Genomic DNA, 17,198 nt, shown 5'->3' on the forward strand with positions numbered 1-17,198 from the left:
AAAAAATACAGTAATACTCAACGATTTTAATAAGTCTAAATTATTCGAATACTCTGCAAAAAGACTATGTATGCACTCATTTTATTCACATAAAAAGCGAATGTCATTTAAGTTGATACACTTAAAATAACATTCGCTTCTTTCTCTTACTAAAGGGGGGGAGTTTTTCTCCCCCTTAATTCTTTGTATTATTTGTTACCTAAATTCTTAAGGAGGTATTTCCGAGCATCTTCTTCAGACAGGGGTCTAGAATAATGATAGCCCTGAAGGAAATCCACCTTCATAACTCTGGCTTTTTCCACCATATCCTCGTTTTCAATACCTTCGGCAACCACTTTTAATTCCATTTCGTGGCATAACTTGACAACAGAAGTGATAAAACGGTAGATGGCGTCATTGCTCATGGCTTTTTCCATAACCGTTCGGTCAACTTTCAACGACTTCATTGGTATGGTAATAAAATTATTCAATGAAGAATAGCCTGTTCCAAAATCATCCAGTGCGATGGCTATGCCACAGTCATTGAGTTTCTCAAGTCTTGCAAGCACATCTTCATTGGCATCAAGGGTTAGGGACTCTGTAATTTCCAGCACAAGGGCTGATGGATCAATGCCAATCTTATCAACCACGCCGAGAACTTTATCCGTAAAGTCCGTCTGCACCAGCTGGACCACTGACACATTGACACTGACCTTTAAGGCTTTCTTGGTCTGCGTCCGTACAGACTTGATAAACTCACAGGATTTTTCAAGAACAAACATGCCTATGTCTATAATATCAAGTGTTTTCTCTGCAACTGGAATAAACTCGTCAGGGTAGATTTCTCCCCAAGTCTCGCTTTTCCATCTTACGAGGGCTTCAAAGCTTGTAACCTGACCAATTTCTGTATTTATAATAGGTTGATAGTTTAAATACAACTCGTTGGCTTCCAGGGCAGACCTTATTCCCGTTTCAATATGTAGCTCCTGCATAACTGACTTCTGGACTGATGTGTCAAAGAATGTGTAGCGTTTGTCTTTATTCTGGCGCCCATAGCGCATGGTCAGCTTGGCTCTTTGAACGAGTTCCTCAGGTGCGGCAACATCCATTGGGAGCATACAGACCCCTACACTCGTATTCACTTCAAGAACCTTTTCTTTAAGAGTCACCCGTCCTTCAATGGCTTCTTGCATCTCTTTGACCATATCCTTGAGGGCATCAACAGAAATTTCCTTTGTCACCAAAATAGCAAATTCATCAGCATGTATTCTAAAAAGCATGCAGTTTTCATTCAATATTTGCTTAAGGCGTTCTGCCACACGAATGAGAACACGGTTGCCCGTTTCATCTCCATATGTATCATTGACCAATTTAAATTGATTTATATTCAAATATATGAGGGCCCCAGGTGATCTCATGCTGATATTCATAATCAGGGTCTCATCCAATTTACTTCTGTTATATAGGCCCGTAAGCCCGTCAATATAGGCTAAATTATATATTCGATTTTCCGAGATTTTATGCTCTGTTATATCACGGTGGGATCCCAACATTAATGTCATGTGACCATTTTCATCAAACTCAGCTATTCCCCGTGCTTCAATCCATAAATAATTTCCTTTTTTCGTCTTGACCTTGTACTGACTGGTATAGGACAAAAGCTGGTTTTTCACATGCTCATCCAGCGCTAAGTCAAATGTTTCACGGTCTTCTGGATGGATAAGACTTTGCCACTCTTCTAAAGTGGATTCCTTACAATCAATATCAAATTTCCCGTAAAAATTACTGTTATAAAAACGGATACGTCCATGACCATCCATTTCAAATAAGCCTTCATTCGAAACTTCAAACAGCATTAACATACGGCGCATATCATCATTTAATTTATCAATACTCGTATTGTTTTTTTCTATTACCATTGTCATGCTCCTGTTCGTTTCGAACCACAGATACCTTATCTATGATTGTTCCCCTTGCATTTTTCCCCTTTATAGTATTATAGCACAGGACAAACCTAGCGCTTTTCAAAGACTTAGGACTGACCTTTTAGCATGGCCTTATGCTTATACATATTATTGTCTGCTTCAATAACAACCTCTTCCATAGGCCTGTTAGCGCTCAGTCTCACCCCATAGCCAAAGGCGGCTTGCGGTGCTTCATAGTCCCCATTTTCAAGAGGAATTTGAGCCTCAGCACACTTGCTTTCAATGAGCTGAATACAAGCTTGAGCAGTGCCCACATCACACCCCACTCTAACCACCATGAACTCGTCGCCACCCATTCTAAAAATATATTCTGAATCGCAATGGGCCTTTAATGTTTTTGCAAAAGTCTTTAAAAGCAAGTCGCCAAAATGGTGGCCATAACTATCATTAAAGGATTTTAGATTGTTGAGATCCGCTATGAGAATGCACTGTGGAAAGGGCATATCATCAAAAGCAGGCTCCAACTGATTATAATGCATCCTATTGCTCAAATTCGTCAATGCATCTGTGTACATAAGCACTTCTTTTTCCTTGAGAATCTGGGTGTTGGCCTTCTCAGCTATCAGGTCATTAAAGACCCTATTCAGTATAAACACAATAAAGATAAGGACAATGACCAACACGCCCACAATCAGGGACAATCGCCTTGTCTGTTCATTTTTCAACTCAGGTGTGCTGTCAATCCCCTTGAATTTTATATCCTCATAGTCTATTAGAATAAGAGCTTTATCTATAATAGATGCAAGCTCTGGGTTTCGTTTACTCACGCCAAGATAAAGATATGAGTCCTTTGACGTGTCTCCCTTTTTGACGATATCCGTATAACCAAGGCCATCCACATAGTACTCAATCACAGTTGGATTCTCAATCATATAGTCCGCAGCACCCTTCCTTACAAGTTGAAGGGACTCGATCAAATCATCTGTTTTTAAAATTTCAACATCCTTTAAGTTCTTTGTCAAAAACTCTTCATGCCAATACCCGTCCACAACAGCAACCACTTTTCCGTTCAGACCATACACATCTTGAACCCTATCACTGGTTTTCTTGCCAACGATAATATCCCGCTCCGTGCTAAAGGGTCTAGGATAGTAGAAGTAAGCCGTTCTATCCTCTGTTTTGGCAATGTTCATGACATCGACCTGACCCTCCACCGCCTTCTCATAAAGGGATGCAAAGGTACCGCTTTTGACTTCAAACTCAACACCTATAATGTTTGACAAGGATTTTAACAGCTCACCTGTTATCCCCCTATATGCCCCGTCATCATAGTAATCAAAGGGCAGGTAGTCATCTGCTATTCCCACAACAGCTCGACCATCTTCTTCTAGCCAGGCCAGTTCTTCACTTGAGAGATTTAGTATTTTTCGATTGTACTCTATTTGCGCCTTGCGAATATATGATGCAATCTCATCATCTTCATAAACCTTGATAACTTTATCAAGAATACCCGCTAACACAGCATCTTCTTTTCGAGTTGAAAGGGTTAAATCCGATGTAACAGATTCAATAGAAGCGATATTTCTAAGCTGTGGATATTTGAATAAAAATTCATGGACAACGCCACCACCTGAAGTGATGAAGCCTTCTATTTCCCCAGAAAGGAGTCCCTGTATAGCCTCGATCTGACTGGAAAACTCTATAATTTCAAAACGAATATTAGGATACTCATCTGGCAAATACCGTTCTATAACATCCCCAGAAATGACACCCAACCTATGTTCATCGAGGTCACCCACCGTTTGAATGGAAGAATCCTTTCGGGCAAAAACAGCATAAGGATACTTATGGACAGGTGATGTAAAGGCCATCCACTCCAGACGCTGCGGCGTGACATTGGCACCAAAAAGGATGTCCACTTCCCCCTGTTCAAGACCTCGGTAGACCTCACCCCAACTTTTGTCTCCAACGATTTCAACTTTTAAATCAAGTTTATCTTCAATGAGTTTGGTTAATTCGACCACATAGCCCTTGGTTTTTCCCTTATGCTTAAAATAGTCCATTCCCGAATAGGGATCAAGCCCCAGCTTAAGGGGGTGTCCCTTTTTTAGGTCTAACCACTGCTTCTCAGTTTCTGTGAGGGATAGCTCCCTGTCCTGTATCTCAGCAAACGAAAAGAAAGAGGCACAAAGCACCGCTGTCATGATGGCAACAGTTATAAATTGTCTTGTTCTTTTCATAAGCCCCTCCATGCATATCTATATCTACCGTTTATACCCACGAAACCTTATTAATCAGCAGGATTTCCCCTAGCTTTTACTTATTTGGGGAGACCTTTTCATCCAAAACTTTGACTTTTGCACTTTCAATGGCTTCAAGCCGTGCCTGCAGTTTTTTTCTAACGTGCATGTTCTCAAAGAGGAGACCTTCATTGATATAAAAACTATCGCCTATGCTGTCCATGGTCTTAAACTCTCTGTTTATACGGTCTATTTCTTTGTCTATAAGCTCAACGAGAACGTCTTTTTCTTCTTTTTTAAACATGGTCTTGCCTCACTTTTTCATTTTATATTCTAGTATACCATTTCTTTCCCGTCGGTCTGCCTCCCCCATCACATATAAATATTCTAAATGAGACATGGCTTCTCCAGATGCAAACCACTTTTGTGGATCGGGGAAGTCTGTCCATACATTTTGTCTTAAAGACCAGTGCATTTTCGATGCCGTATCTCTGACACTTGTCCAGTCTTCAATAATGCGCCCGACTTCTTCAAGCCTTTCCTGGTGATGCTCTTTAAGTTGATCTATTCTCTCCTGATGATTTTCGATGATTTTTCTATGGGATGGCAGTATTTTTCCAATGTCCATAGCCCTCACTTTATCGAGGCTCTTCATGTAAACATCAAGAATGTTCCATTCAAACCCCCAGAAGGCTATATTGGGTGTGATAGGGTCAAGAACATGATCTCCAGAAATCATTATTTTATGATTTTTGTCATAAAGGGCTATATGGCCTGGTGTGTGGCCAGGAATGTCGATGACTTCAAAACTATATTGTCCCATCTTAAGAAGGTCGCCTTCTACTAGGGATTTAAATTTTATAGGGTTCTTGGGGCAATACTTATACCCCGGGTGTCCCCCAAAGGTCACACCGTCTTTTCTTAAATCCATCATGTCCGCACGTTTTGCAAAGGCTTCCCAGTAAGAATCCTTAGTCATTTCATTAATCATTTCACCATCAACTTGGCCTGTCATAACCACCGTTCCAGACTGATTGAGCTCTGCTGCTAAACCACTGTGATCAGAATGCAAATGGGTTACGATAAGGGTGGCCAGATCAAGGGAAAGCCCTAAGTCTTCAAGCGCTGTATAAAGGGCATTTTTGCAAGGTTCTGAATTGAATCCCGTGTCAACAATAAAACATTCTCTGCCCTTGTCTTTCTCTGCCCCCAATATAATATAACTATAGACCATTTTTAAAGGATTGCCTTTTAGAGGAATTTCAACCTGATAAATGTCTTTCATAACTTCATTCATGTTCTCATTCTCCTTTTGCGCACTCGTTTTGTTAGGGTTTTATGATAATCGCGTTGGCAACTGGTCTTTCTGTGCCATCAGAAGGTCTGTTAAGAACACTTCCATTATAATATATTGTGCTAGAACCACCTCCATCTAGGTTATAAGCGTCTTGTACACCTAGATCAAGCAGTTTATCTTGCAGTCTTTCAAGGGTAACTCCCTTGCTCCAAAAGGCCTGTCTGCCATCCACAACAATGAGTAGAAGATCATCATTGGCATAGCGCCCTAAAATGGTTCTAGGGTGTCTAGTAGCAACCCATTCAGGGGGCAACTTCACCTTCTCACCGTCCTTTAGCAAAACGGGTATAAAACTTACACCATCTTTAGGTTTAAGTGCATCCACATCAGCCTGTGTTTCAGGAACCGTGCCTATAACTCGACCCTCATGATCTATTCCTGCAAAAAAGAGGGGTTCATCCTTTTTAATAAAAGACTGGACAATCTCTCCACCAGAAACCGTGGCACCTATCATCCCTGATATCAGTCCATTTTGACCTGGGCTGGAACCAAATCCACCCCCATTTATGGCCAGCATGGCCCGATTTCTCATAGCCATACTCGAAGTTGTTTCAAAACCACCAATTTTGTCCTCTGCAAGAACGACCTCAAAGGCTTGAGGATCAAAGAGTTTCACTTTTGCCATGTAACCTCTGTAGTCAAGCTCCTCAAGTTCGAAGAGTTTTATTTCCACCTGCGGACTCTTATGACTGGAAACAGGGTCACCAAGAACACTTGTGATCCGCCTTTCATATATATCATCAGATAAGTTGGCCTGGTCTTCACTTCTTTCAATTTCTGCTGCAAGGGCTAAACTCTGCCCTGAAAATGTTTCTATATATTTTGAGACAACAGTCTCAATATGTTCTGATTTACTCAGCACATCATCCTTGAGGGCCCTTATGTGCGTGACCTGGACATCTATATTTTCCAGTGTTTCTACTGGCTGGCCCACATAATCTAACCTTTCATTTTGATTCGCAAGAGCCAACCACACTCCGACAAAGGGGGCTGTGACAAGCAAAAGAAAAACAAAAATCACTCTAATTTGATTCATTTGGAGCCACCTCTAATGTTTCAAGGCTTTTCTGAAGGGCAGACAGCCTTTTATCAAGCGCATCTAGATAGGCACTTATTTCTAGTTGGACCTCTTCGGAATCAACGATGTTGGTATCAATAATTTCCAGTCGTACAAGCATGCCTTGCAGACCATCGTTAAATCTTTTAATCTCATTATTAAGGGCAATCACATCGTTTCTAAGAACGGCGTTCTCCCGGTTCACTTCCTGTATTTTTGTATTTAATTCTTGTATTTGAAGGGCGTGTTCCAGTTTAATGTCCTGTACCGATGCATCAAGTGTATCTTTTGCATGTTGATAACCTATGTAGACCATAGAAAACCATCCACATATTATAAGGAGGCTTGTTAATATGTAGGTTAAAGCCTTATTTTTGTTCATGTGTCACCTCATTGTTCTTCAACTAAGCACATTTTCTAATGCTCTTACCTATAAGTATAACGAAATACCCATCATATAGGAATCCTTCCAGCAAAAGCTGGGTGTTTTTTTTAATATAAATATGTTTTTGGCTTTAATTCATACACATCGGGTAGAAATTAAATGCAGACCACGAGACACCCACATATATTCTTACTATCGAGGTGAAACCATGGAAAAACCAATTAAAAGCAAGTCTGACCTAACCACAGGAGCCATTGGCGCACATATAAGGCGTATCACCATTCCCGCTAGTGTGGGCATGCTCTTCAATACACTTTTTAATGTTGTGGACACCATATATGCTGGTCGAATTGGGACAAACGCACTGGCTGGCATGTCCTTATCCTTTCCAATCTTTTTCATCATACTCTCCCTTGCCTTTGGTATCGGAACGGGATCTACAGCTTTAATATCAAACGCCCTTGGTGAAAAAAACGAAAAAGATTTTCACAGAATTGCATATAATGCCGTCGCCCTGGGTCTTGTTATCGCCCTCTTGCTCACATTCACAGGACGCTTTATAGCAGAACCCATGTTCAAGTTTATGGGGGCCAAGGTTGCCACCCTAGAGTATGGCATGGACTATATTAATCTTATTTTTATGGGAACTGTTTTCTTTATTTTAAACATGATTCTCAACGCCATGCTTTCATCTCAAGGCGACACAGTTTCCTATAGAAATTTTCTTGTCATAGGATTCCTACTTAACTTGATTCTCGACCCGCTTTTTATTTTAGGTTGGTTTGGCCTTCCTAAAATGGGAACCATGGGGGTTGCCCTAGCTACAATTATAGTGCAGGCCATCGGCACAGTGTACATGGCTTATCGGGTAACAAAAAGTGAACACTTTATCCTGTCTGAGTTCAAGACCTGCAAAAGAGATCTATCCACCTGGCTAGAGATTTTAAAGCAAGGGGTCCCAGCCAGTCTTAATATGATGACCATTGCCCTGGGCGTCTTTGTCATCAATTACTTCGTCCTATTATATGCTGGCGATGTGACAATTGCCGCCTACGGTGCAGCGGTTCGTATTGAGCAATTGGCCCTTCTCCCAGCCATTGGCCTAAATACAGCCACCCTGACCATGGTGGGGCAAAACTACGGAGCCAAGAAATACGACCGCATTGTAGAAACCTATAAAAAATGCATGCTTTACGGACTCGGCATCATGACAATTGCCATGTTCCTTATCTACCCGTCAGCAGCCTTCTTAGTGAGGGTTTTTAATCAAAATCCTGACGTTGTTCATGCAGGTGCCACTTACCTGCGCATTGAGTACATTTGCTTTAACACCTACATATTGATGAATATTTCCATCTCCCTGCTTCAAGGTCTAAAACGCCCTGGAATTGCAGTGTATGTTGGTGTTTACAGGCAAATCGTCATGCCTGTCATCGTCTTTTATTTGCTCGGCAATATTCTTGGCATGGGCGTTTTAGGCGTTTGGTGGGGGATTGTCATCATTAACTGGACGGCAGCTATATTCACTGTCATTTATACCCTAGGCAAGTTAAAGGTTGTTAAGGAAGAACTCGGTGAAGTGTCTGCTTAAAATTAGAATACAAAAATGATCAATCTAAAAGCCCCCTCATTTTGAGGGGGCTTTAGCTTGTAGATAAACTCCGAAATACTGCGTTACACAGTAAAAGTCTATAAAAGGAGCGTATTTCTCAATTAATATTCAATTGGAAGGGGCTAAACATAAAAGGAAATATGTCTCTTCTTCGTGTAGGGATTTGTATTTATAAGGGCATTGACACCAAAAACCTCTTGGAACATGCCTTCATTAAGAACGGATTCAGGCGTACCACAAGAGTGAACCTGGCCCTCATGAAGAACATAGACAGCGTCACAGTAGTGGGCTGCAATGTTAAAATCGTGTATCGCTGCAAAGGTTGTGACATTAAGTGATTTCAAGAGTTCCATGACCTGGAGCTGATACTTGATATCCAGGTGGTTTGTGGGTTCATCCAGTATAACCACTTCCGAGTTTTGTGCCAGGGCTCTTGCGATTAGAACCCTTTGCTTTTCTCCGCCGGAAAGACTTAGAAAACTCCTGTCGTCGAACCCTTCAAGACCCACCCTTTTGATGGCATCATGGACTATTTTCATATCCTCTTCAGAATCGTTGTCGAACAATTTCTTATGGGCGTACCGTCCCATTGTGACCATCTCTTTGACTGAGAAGTCAAATTGGTGGTTGCTTTCCTGTGAAACCACAGCCATTTGCCTAGCAAAATCTTTAGGTTTAAAGCCTGTCACATCTTTATCGTCAATATATATAGTATTCCTTGCAGGTTCAAATTGCTTATATATATTTTTTAGAAGCGTTGATTTACCACAACCATTGGGACCGATCAGTCCCACAAACTGCTTCTTCTTCACATGCATGTGCACATCATTAAAAATAGGGTTTTCATCATATGCAAAACTTAAGGACTTAACATGAATATCAGCCATTTCGACCTCCAAACCCATAGGTGTTTTTCTGAATCAGCCAAATGAAAAATGGCGCACCTAGGAATGCCGTTATAACCCCTAGGGGAATTTCCTCTGGTCTTCCTATCAGCCTGGCAAGAACATCTGCCCAAATGACTAGAATGGGACCAAGAAGCACAGAAAGTACAGCCACCTTTTTATGGTCTGAACCAACAATTGTCCGGGCCACATGGGGAATAATAAGACCAACAAACCCTATTATACCAGTGTTGGCCACAAGAAAGCCTGTTAAAATACTGGATAAAACTAAGATTGCACGTCTTAGCATAACCGTGTTGACACCTAGGGTTTTTGCCACATTTTCTCCAAGGAGCAAACTATTAAGGCCCCTTGAAAAAATCACAATAAATATAAAGGAAAGACCAACACCCAGAGCCGGTGCCAGTAAATTTTCATACTTGCCCCCAGACAGACTGCCCGTCATCCAAAAAAGGGCTGAAGTGACCTTGTTTTGGTCACTTGCAGTGAATATTATAAAACTTGTTACGCTGGAAAATAAGGCCGAGATAGAAACGCCAATTAGAACCAGCCTCGTGGAAGACATGCCACCATTTTGACTGGCAAGCATGAAGACTATCAAGCTGGTGATAAGCGCCCCTGCAAAAGCGCCTACAGCAGGAGAATTTATACCCACAAAGGGGATGCCACCCAGGACGATAACCATAACGGCGCCTGTGGTCGCTCCCGATGATATGCCTAAAATATAAGGATTGGCCAGGGGATTCTTTGTCAGGGCCTGCATCATTATGCCCGCCAGGGCAAAGCCCGCACCTGCGAGCACACCAAGAAGGGTTCTTGGCATTCTCAAGTTCCATACGATATTTTCCACAGCTTTTGACCAAGCTTGGTCTGTATATTCAATTCCTGTGGTTTTACTGACCAGTATTCCAAAAACAGATTTTGGATCAAGGCTGACCGCACCCAGTGCAGTGGATGCGACCAGCGTTATCAGTAAAACACATAAAAGAAGGGTGCAAAGTAAAGTGAATCCTTGATTTGATTTAAAGTCTACTGATTTAAAATTCATTGTCATATCTACTCAAAATTTTCTGGGTAAAACCCTTGAGCAAGTGTTCTTATAGCCATTGTATTACGAACGCCTGGAGACATGTCTGCAAGCCCGATCACAACAAAATTATCTTCTTTAACCGCTGTCACATCCTGAAGGGCTGGATGTGTCTTAATCAGATCAAGCTTTGTTTCGGCTGAAGTGTCACCATAATCAACAATGACAATAACATCTGGGTTTTGTAAAACCACTTCTTCCCAAGACACTGTGGCATAGCCTTTTTTAATATCGCCAAAAATATTCTTGCCTTTGGCTTGACGAATGATGTCGCCACTCACGCCACCGCCAGCTACAACAAATGGTTCGTTTTCGCCTGAGTCATAGGCGAACACCTTAACCATATCATCTTCAGAAAGATCCCCTATTTGACTTTGAATCTTTGCAACTTCATTTTCCATTTTGATTACAAGGTCTTCTGCTCTTTCTTCCACAGCGAAAATTTTCCCCAGGGTTCTGAAGTCTTCATACACAGAGGTCATAGAACCGTCACCACTAATAGATTTTGCAAGGAAAGGATGGATTCCATTTTCCATCATTTCAGAAGCAGAGGCCACGCGTTTTTCGTTAAACACAGATGTCCAGCCTGATACAAAATCTGGCTCAACAGAGTACATAACCTCTTTTGATGGATACTTGTCTGAAAGAACTTCAATTTTTTCATAGGCTTCTTTGAAATCAGGATAGATTTCGTTGTCCATATAGGCTGTGCCCACCATTTGATCGCCTAGATCAAGAGCCAGCAGCATTTCTGTCATAAACTGAGACATTGTCACAGCACGCTTTGGAGGCTCTGTGTATGTCACTTCATATGTTTCACCATAAATTTCATATGTATAGGTTTGAGGCTCGTAAACTTTTGCCTGTGTTTCTTGACCATCTTCTGTATCCGCTTGATCAATATCCGCTTGGTCAGTATCCGCTTGGTCAGTATCCGCTTCAAGGTCTGCCGCTTGTGATTCTGTAGATTCCACTGGTGCCTCTTCTGTTGTTTCAGTTGCTTGAGTTTCAGCATTGCCTGCACACGCCGATAAGATCATTGATGCAATGAGTAATGTAACAAGTAGAAATCGTTTCATTATTTTCCTCCAAGTGTTTGTCCTATTATTTAATATTATGTTCTATTTATTTGTGTTTGTCTGAATAGCTTTCAAGACTTTTCACACAAAAAAACCAGCCTAAGGGCTGGTTTTATATCATATATTTAGGCTCATCTAAACTTGTGCATATCAATACAAGTTCAAGCAAACCACGTACATGAGCAACCTTCACCCCGAAGATTTCACATTCCATAACAGGCAGGTCTCCTGACTTGAATATCATTCTACTCACTAACCTTCCCATGCCTTGCACAGTGGTCTTTAGCTTTCGTCCATTCTTACAGTAGCGGGGGCTGTCGAGGCATTTCACCTCATTCCCTTTTCATCTCTGTTTGAGAACCTATTTGGATTTTTATTAAATTTACATTTTTTTCTTTCAACATCAGAAATAGTTTAGCACAGTATAAATATAAAGGCAACACCTAAAAATGTGTATTTCTATACACACTACCGCTTATTAATTAAGGCCTGTCGAATATCTGTCCATTTGAAAACACCATCTTGCCCGGACTTGATAAGACCTGATTTTGCAAGGTCTACAATGCGTTCAATCGTCAAGTATGTCCCCGCATCCGTCTTGATCCCATTTTTAAATCGAAGGTTTTTGATCCATGACACACCTGTCTCTTTACCGTTCAAGGCCAATAAAGCATGATAGGTTGCCATACGATTGCCACGGCGAGCATTTTTTAGATGCAAGTAGCTTCCATCATCTCGCCTGTAAGCACCAAGGGCTTCATAGGTTTCTTCAGAAACGCTTTCTCCTAAAAACTGCTTTGCCATGATTGACCACGCCAAGGTTTCTGCACTGGCCCCTGTACGAAGACGTTCAGCCTCATCCATAGACTTTTCAAGGTAGGTCATCGCATCTTTAATTTCTGGTGAAGTCTTGTCAAGACCAAGAACCGAAAGAGCGCATACAGCCATAGCGGTTAGATCAGGGCTGCCCGCCGTACCACTTGTGCTGTTCTTATCAATATAGACAGAAAAAGACCCATCTGTATTTTGAGCATGCTTCAACCAAGTGAGAGCGCCTTCTTTATCATAATCATCTTCATAGGCAATATACATGCCCAAAACACCCCATATATGAGCGTTTACAAGCGTCTCCCCCTGGCCGTCAATTTGGTCTGCAAATTTGCCAGAAGGCAACTGAGCGGATTTTATGTTAGAAACTTGGTTTGTCAGGTTATATCCAAACGCCCGATCTCCCAGAAGGTATCTTGCATGGTCTGTTGTGATATTAGACGTCTCATCACGCTGGTATCCATATTCAAGTGATGCCATGTCTACATGGGGTTCGACCGCTACAGCCACCCACTCATCCATGCTCAACTCAAGCAACCAGTCCACACTTTTAGAGTGACTTGCACCTGTTTGAATGTCCCCAAAGGAAAAAGTGGTAAACAGCATGAATATTAAAACATAAGACGTTACGGTTTTTGCTATCGATTTATTCATATCCAAATGTCCTTTCAAAGTCCTTGTCTTCTATGGTTGTTTTCAATTTAAAGCGTTTCAGTATTCTTATGAGATCTTCTCCGAATAGCCATGCAAAAATGGCATTGCCCACCCCATGACTTAAGTCAAAGAAGAAGGACGCTGCATACAAAGCCACAAAGCTTTTTAAGCTGTGCGGATAGATGAAATATATGAAATGCCACAAATTCATAATATAGTCGAATAAAAATCCCCATATAAAGAGCATGAGCGTGAAACCCAACCTATTATATTTGCGAGACAGCTTTCCTAAAACACCTCCAAAGGCACCTGCCAGCCCCCAAGCAATCATTTGCCATAGAGTCCAAGGACCATGCCCTAGAAAAGTGTTCGAGACCAGAGTCGCTATGACACCTGATATGAATCCACTCATCGGACCAAACACATAACCTGCACACATTATTATGAATGTGGTCGGCTGAACATTTGGTAAAAATGCAAAGGGAATTCTAAAAGCACCCGCCAGCGCTGATGTGGTGGCGATAATTGCAACTGTTCGAGCGTGAAAACGGCCAGAACGTTCAAATAGTGAGAATGCCCCGCCAATTAAGAAAACCACGATCAAGGGAATCAACATCTTTATATTCATGATATGTCCTCCAGAAAAGCCTTGGCTTTAACCATGTCCTGAAAAACCGCCCGGCCTTCTTCTAGGGTAAAAATCCCATCACAAAAGCCTCTAAACAATCGATTCATGGTTGTAGTATAGTACAATCCCCCCTGCAAGACTGATCGTATGTCTCCATAAGAGGCCACTTGACCATCAAATAGTAGGAGACCATTTTGGCAACTGCTCGCAGCAAAATCAATGTCGTGTGTCACAATGATTGTTGTTGTGCCCCTTTCATGAAGGGATTCAATAATTTTTTGCACCCTATTTTTCGACTTAAGATCAAGCCCTCTTGTCGGCTCATCCAAGATGAGTATGTCAGGTTTTTTCACAAGAACCGTACCAATGGCCGCACGCTGTCTTTCACCACCACTTAAGTCTCTTGGGTTTCGATCTTTCATTTCATAAAGCCCTAAATCTTTTAGAACATCATCGCTCAAGTGGGGATCAACCACACCAGAGTGTTTCATGGTAAACTCTAGTTCTTCCACGAGGGTATCGTGAAACAAATGATCATTGGGATTCTGGGAAACATAACCGATCCCGCCATTTGCTAACACATCCCCACGACTGGGTTTTAATAAACCACATATAAGTTTTACAAGTGTCGTCTTACCGCTTCCGTTGGCCCCCATAATCGCCAGACTCTGGCCTTTTAAAATTTCTAAATCAAGCCTGTCGAATATTGGTCTTTCCTTATGATAGGCGAATTTCATTTTTCTCACTTTTATGGCCACTTCTTTCGAATCTGCAAAGTCGCCCAAAACTTTCATAGACCTGTTACTGTCTAGACTTGCATCAATAGCATTAAAGGCCTTGGTTTTCTTCATGGCGTTCAAGACCTTGCGTCCTGTCTTGACGTTTTTGAAAACTTCTTCACAGAATCCCAGCTGAAGTCTCATAATCTCGGGTAGAAAATCCTTAAACGATTCCTGAACAAAGGCTTCTGGCTCCCCGTCAAAAGCAACCTTCCCCCTATCCATATAAAGAATGCGATCGGCTAAGTGAATACACTTGTCCACCCTCTGTTCTACCAAAATTACGGTGTAGCCATGGTCCCGATTCAAACGGTTGACAATCTCAAGTATTTCATCAGAATTGACAGGGTCTAGTTGAGAAATGGGTTCATCGAGTATGAGAACTCTCTGCCCGCCTACAAGGGTGCTAGCCAAGGCCACTTTTTGCTTTTGACCGCCTGATAAACTTGAAAGTTGACGGTCTTTTAAGTCATTAAGATTCATAAATGACAGGGCTTCAGACACGCGTCTTAACATATCTTGTTCACTGACGCCCCTATTTTCCAGCGGGAGTGCCAACTCTCTTTCTACCTTATTCATAATCAACTGTTTTTCCGGATCTTGAAACAGTATGGCGGTTTCTTCTTCCACATGGACTTTTCCAGAAATCACGCCACCATAGAAGTCTGGAATTAGATTTCCAATGACCCTGGCCAGTGAGGATTTTCCAGACCCTGATGCGCCCAGCACCAACATAAATGTTCCTTCATCTATACTTATGTTGACATCGCTAAGGGCCTTTTCATTTACACCTGGATACTTGTAATTTATTTCTTCTAGTCTTATTCGACCCATTACTTCACCTTCTTAAATAGAACATATATTACAGTAAAAAACATAAGCGTCATAACTTGCCTAGGCCAATTTATGAACACTTCCCCCATCCTTGGATAATACATATACTCTGTTGCACCTTGAGCAAACATGAATACCCCCACTGCAACCACTGCACATGTCAGCATATACATTTTCCGATCTGATTCACTATGCTGAACCGGTCGATAGGCCGTCCTTTTTTTACTACCAAACCCTCTACTCTGTAAAGCCTCCGCCCTGTCTAGGGACCCTTCCATAGCACTCAAAATTACAATTTTGAGCAGAGGAATACTTGTGCGAACTTTTCCTAAAAGCCCTGGCAAGCCTTTTTCTCCACTAAAAGAAAGGCCACGCATGGTCAAGACATCATGAACACGTTCAATGTCTTGTCTGATGCGGAAAAAAACATTGACTGTCATTGAAAACAGTATGGTGCTTTTAGGCATGTGCTTGCTCATGAACACAAACATGTTGTCAGAATCTGTCGTCCTGGAAAATATCATGAAAGCCATGCTAATACCTGATAACTTCAGCGCCATAAAAACGCCATACAAAAGTGATTCCAGAGTGATTTTTACCCTTCCAACAAGGGGAACCGATCGAATCATAAAAATCACACTACGACCCGACTGAGAAACGATGGGATTAATAAGAATGATCATTAAGGCTGTAAATCCCAAATAGAACATTAGATACCCCCGGTTGCCCCCAGATGGGAGAGTCAAGAGTATGCTTAGAAGAAAAACACTCCATATTACAATATAAGCTGGATGGGTCAGCATCAATGTTACTGTGCTTAAGACCATAAAAAATACAATACTTAAGGCTGGATGCATCTTCATGCGATTACCCCTCTTTCAAAGGCAAGGCAATCACTTTGTCTTCCTTAAGCAAGATAGATGTTTTCCCCATTAAAATGTTTGAATCGCCTATGATCGCATGTAACATTTCAGTCACTTTTGCCTTCTCTTTGCCAGACAACACGAAAAGTGTGTCCGACTGTGCATAAACTTTTTGAGAGGCGTACATGAAGGCTTCATCATCTATCACGGAAACTCGCGTATAGTCTTCATTAAAGGCCATTAACTGTCCATCTTCCACACCAATGAATAAGCCTCTGTCTTTATAGGTTTTTAGCAAAGGTAAAATATACTCACTGGACAACATTTCTTCAGAAGGGCAAATCAAAATTGTATGCCCCTCCAGTGTGATATCATCTTTACCTGTATATTCTTCTACCTCAAGCTCTAAGCCTTGACTGGTCAAAAACTCTGACAAGGTCTGACCCAGGTCTTTGAAACCCTCACTGTAGAGAATTGTAATATGGGCTTTGTGACCATCGTAGCCACTGTGGAAGACCTCCGTAAACCCTGATAAAAGAGTCGATGAGCTTGAGCTCTTTTCCCATAGGTGATAATCCCACTGGACAATTTCACCGGGTGATGGATAATAATCCAGGGCTCCAAGATGTGAGAATATCCCATTCGCATAAAAGAACCAGTCCTTTTTCACCTTGTTTTTCTGGTTTGTAAATCCTGATCGCAGGCCATCTATTCCATTGACAAAACCACCACCATAGGCTGTCTCGACCTCACTAATATTTTCAAGATAGTCTAAAACAGAATAGTCGGCATTATACTTTAATTCTTCATCTTTTAAAATGGCCTTTCCAAAATCGCTTGTTATTAAAACACGAACATTTTCATTTTTTTCTGCTTGGCTGGTCTCTGTTTCATTTCCAGATTGACACCCGGAAGCAAGAGCGGATAGGACCACAACAAGTAAGATGAAAAATATACGTTTAACTTTATATTTATCCAATGCCTTC

Annotated in this window: 16 protein-coding genes and 1 riboswitch; of the genes, 1 reads left to right on the forward strand and 15 read right to left on the reverse strand. The window is 41.5% G+C overall.

The genetic code is table 11. From position 1 onward, the window contains the following. Positions 1-188 precede the first annotated feature (188 nt). From ACQ4KW_RS20290 to ACQ4KW_RS20315, 6 genes are all read right to left on the reverse strand, one after another. Entirely contained in the window at positions 189-1,898 is a 1,710-nt protein-coding gene (locus ACQ4KW_RS20290; RefSeq protein WP_430884255.1) for a bifunctional diguanylate cyclase/phosphodiesterase, read from the reverse strand. 113 nt (positions 1,899-2,011) lie between these two features. Continuing rightward, a complete protein-coding gene (locus ACQ4KW_RS20295) occupies positions 2,012-4,144 on the reverse strand; it encodes a transporter substrate-binding domain-containing diguanylate cyclase (RefSeq protein ID WP_430884256.1) in 2,133 nt (710 codons plus the stop codon). A 76-nt stretch (positions 4,145-4,220) separates the two neighbouring features. Next, a complete protein-coding gene (locus ACQ4KW_RS20300) occupies positions 4,221-4,448 on the reverse strand; it encodes a hypothetical protein (RefSeq protein ID WP_430884257.1) in 228 nt (75 codons plus the stop codon). Positions 4,449-4,457: 9 nt separating this feature from the next. Next, entirely contained in the window at positions 4,458-5,441 is a 984-nt protein-coding gene (locus tag ACQ4KW_RS20305; protein WP_430884258.1) for an MBL fold metallo-hydrolase, read from the reverse strand. A gap of 31 nt (positions 5,442-5,472) precedes the next feature. After that, a complete protein-coding gene (locus ACQ4KW_RS20310) occupies positions 5,473-6,537 on the reverse strand; it encodes a phosphodiester glycosidase family protein (protein WP_430884259.1) in 1,065 nt (354 codons plus the stop codon). Continuing rightward, positions 6,524-6,940: a hypothetical protein gene (locus ACQ4KW_RS20315; RefSeq protein ID WP_430884260.1), complete on the reverse strand. Its 417-nt coding sequence runs from the start codon at positions 6,938-6,940 to the stop codon at positions 6,524-6,526. Before ACQ4KW_RS20315 ends, ACQ4KW_RS20310 begins: the two co-directional genes overlap by 14 nt. A 211-nt stretch (positions 6,941-7,151) precedes the next feature. Between ACQ4KW_RS20315 and ACQ4KW_RS20320 the strand changes: the two genes are divergently transcribed. Beyond that, the gene (locus ACQ4KW_RS20320) at positions 7,152-8,534 is read left to right on the forward strand and encodes an MATE family efflux transporter (RefSeq protein ID WP_430884261.1); all 1,383 of its coding nucleotides are present in this window, start codon (positions 7,152-7,154) and stop codon (positions 8,532-8,534) included. 143 nt (positions 8,535-8,677) lie between these two features. Here the strand turns inward: ACQ4KW_RS20320 and ACQ4KW_RS20325 are convergent, their stop codons facing one another. From ACQ4KW_RS20325 to ACQ4KW_RS20365, 9 genes are all read right to left on the reverse strand, one after another. Beyond that, on the reverse strand, positions 8,678-9,442 hold the full coding sequence (locus ACQ4KW_RS20325) for an ABC transporter ATP-binding protein (RefSeq protein WP_430884262.1): 765 nt from the start codon (positions 9,440-9,442) through the stop codon (positions 8,678-8,680). Then, positions 9,435-10,508: a FecCD family ABC transporter permease gene (locus tag ACQ4KW_RS20330; protein WP_430884263.1), complete on the reverse strand. Its 1,074-nt coding sequence runs from the start codon at positions 10,506-10,508 to the stop codon at positions 9,435-9,437. The genes ACQ4KW_RS20325 and ACQ4KW_RS20330 overlap by 8 nt, the downstream gene beginning before the upstream one ends. A gap of 8 nt (positions 10,509-10,516) precedes the next feature. Further along, positions 10,517-11,626 (reverse strand): ABC transporter substrate-binding protein, encoded by a 1,110-nt coding sequence (locus ACQ4KW_RS20335; protein WP_430884264.1) that lies wholly within the window; start codon positions 11,624-11,626, stop codon positions 10,517-10,519. Between the two features lie 112 nt (positions 11,627-11,738). Next, entirely contained in the window at positions 11,739-11,870 is a 132-nt protein-coding gene (locus tag ACQ4KW_RS20340) for a hypothetical protein (RefSeq protein WP_430884265.1), read from the reverse strand. After that, positions 11,828-12,006, reverse strand: a riboswitch (cobalamin riboswitch). (Overlaps the previous gene by 43 nt.) An 88-nt stretch (positions 12,007-12,094) precedes the next feature. Continuing rightward, positions 12,095-13,108, reverse strand: a complete 1,014-nt coding sequence (locus ACQ4KW_RS20345) for a prenyltransferase/squalene oxidase repeat-containing protein (protein WP_430884266.1) — start codon at positions 13,106-13,108, stop codon at positions 12,095-12,097. Next, positions 13,101-13,736: an ECF transporter S component gene (locus ACQ4KW_RS20350; RefSeq protein ID WP_430884267.1), complete on the reverse strand. Its 636-nt coding sequence runs from the start codon at positions 13,734-13,736 to the stop codon at positions 13,101-13,103. Before ACQ4KW_RS20350 ends, ACQ4KW_RS20345 begins: the two co-directional genes overlap by 8 nt. After that, entirely contained in the window at positions 13,733-15,349 is a 1,617-nt protein-coding gene (locus ACQ4KW_RS20355) for an ABC transporter ATP-binding protein (protein WP_430884268.1), read from the reverse strand. The genes ACQ4KW_RS20350 and ACQ4KW_RS20355 overlap by 4 nt, the downstream gene beginning before the upstream one ends. Then, on the reverse strand, positions 15,349-16,212 hold the full coding sequence (locus tag ACQ4KW_RS20360) for an energy-coupling factor transporter transmembrane component T (RefSeq protein ID WP_430884269.1): 864 nt from the start codon (positions 16,210-16,212) through the stop codon (positions 15,349-15,351). The genes ACQ4KW_RS20355 and ACQ4KW_RS20360 overlap by 1 nt, the downstream gene beginning before the upstream one ends. 4 nt (positions 16,213-16,216) lie before the next feature. Further along, positions 16,217-17,191 carry a DUF4430 domain-containing protein gene (locus ACQ4KW_RS20365; protein ID WP_430884270.1) on the reverse strand — a complete coding sequence of 325 codons (975 nt, stop codon included), beginning with the start codon at positions 17,189-17,191 and terminating at the stop codon, positions 16,217-16,219. Positions 17,192-17,198 lie beyond the last annotated feature (7 nt).

This window comes from Tianxiuia mixotrophica (assembly GCF_050596425.1).
Classification (GTDB): Bacteria; Bacillota; Clostridia; order Peptostreptococcales; family Acidaminobacteraceae.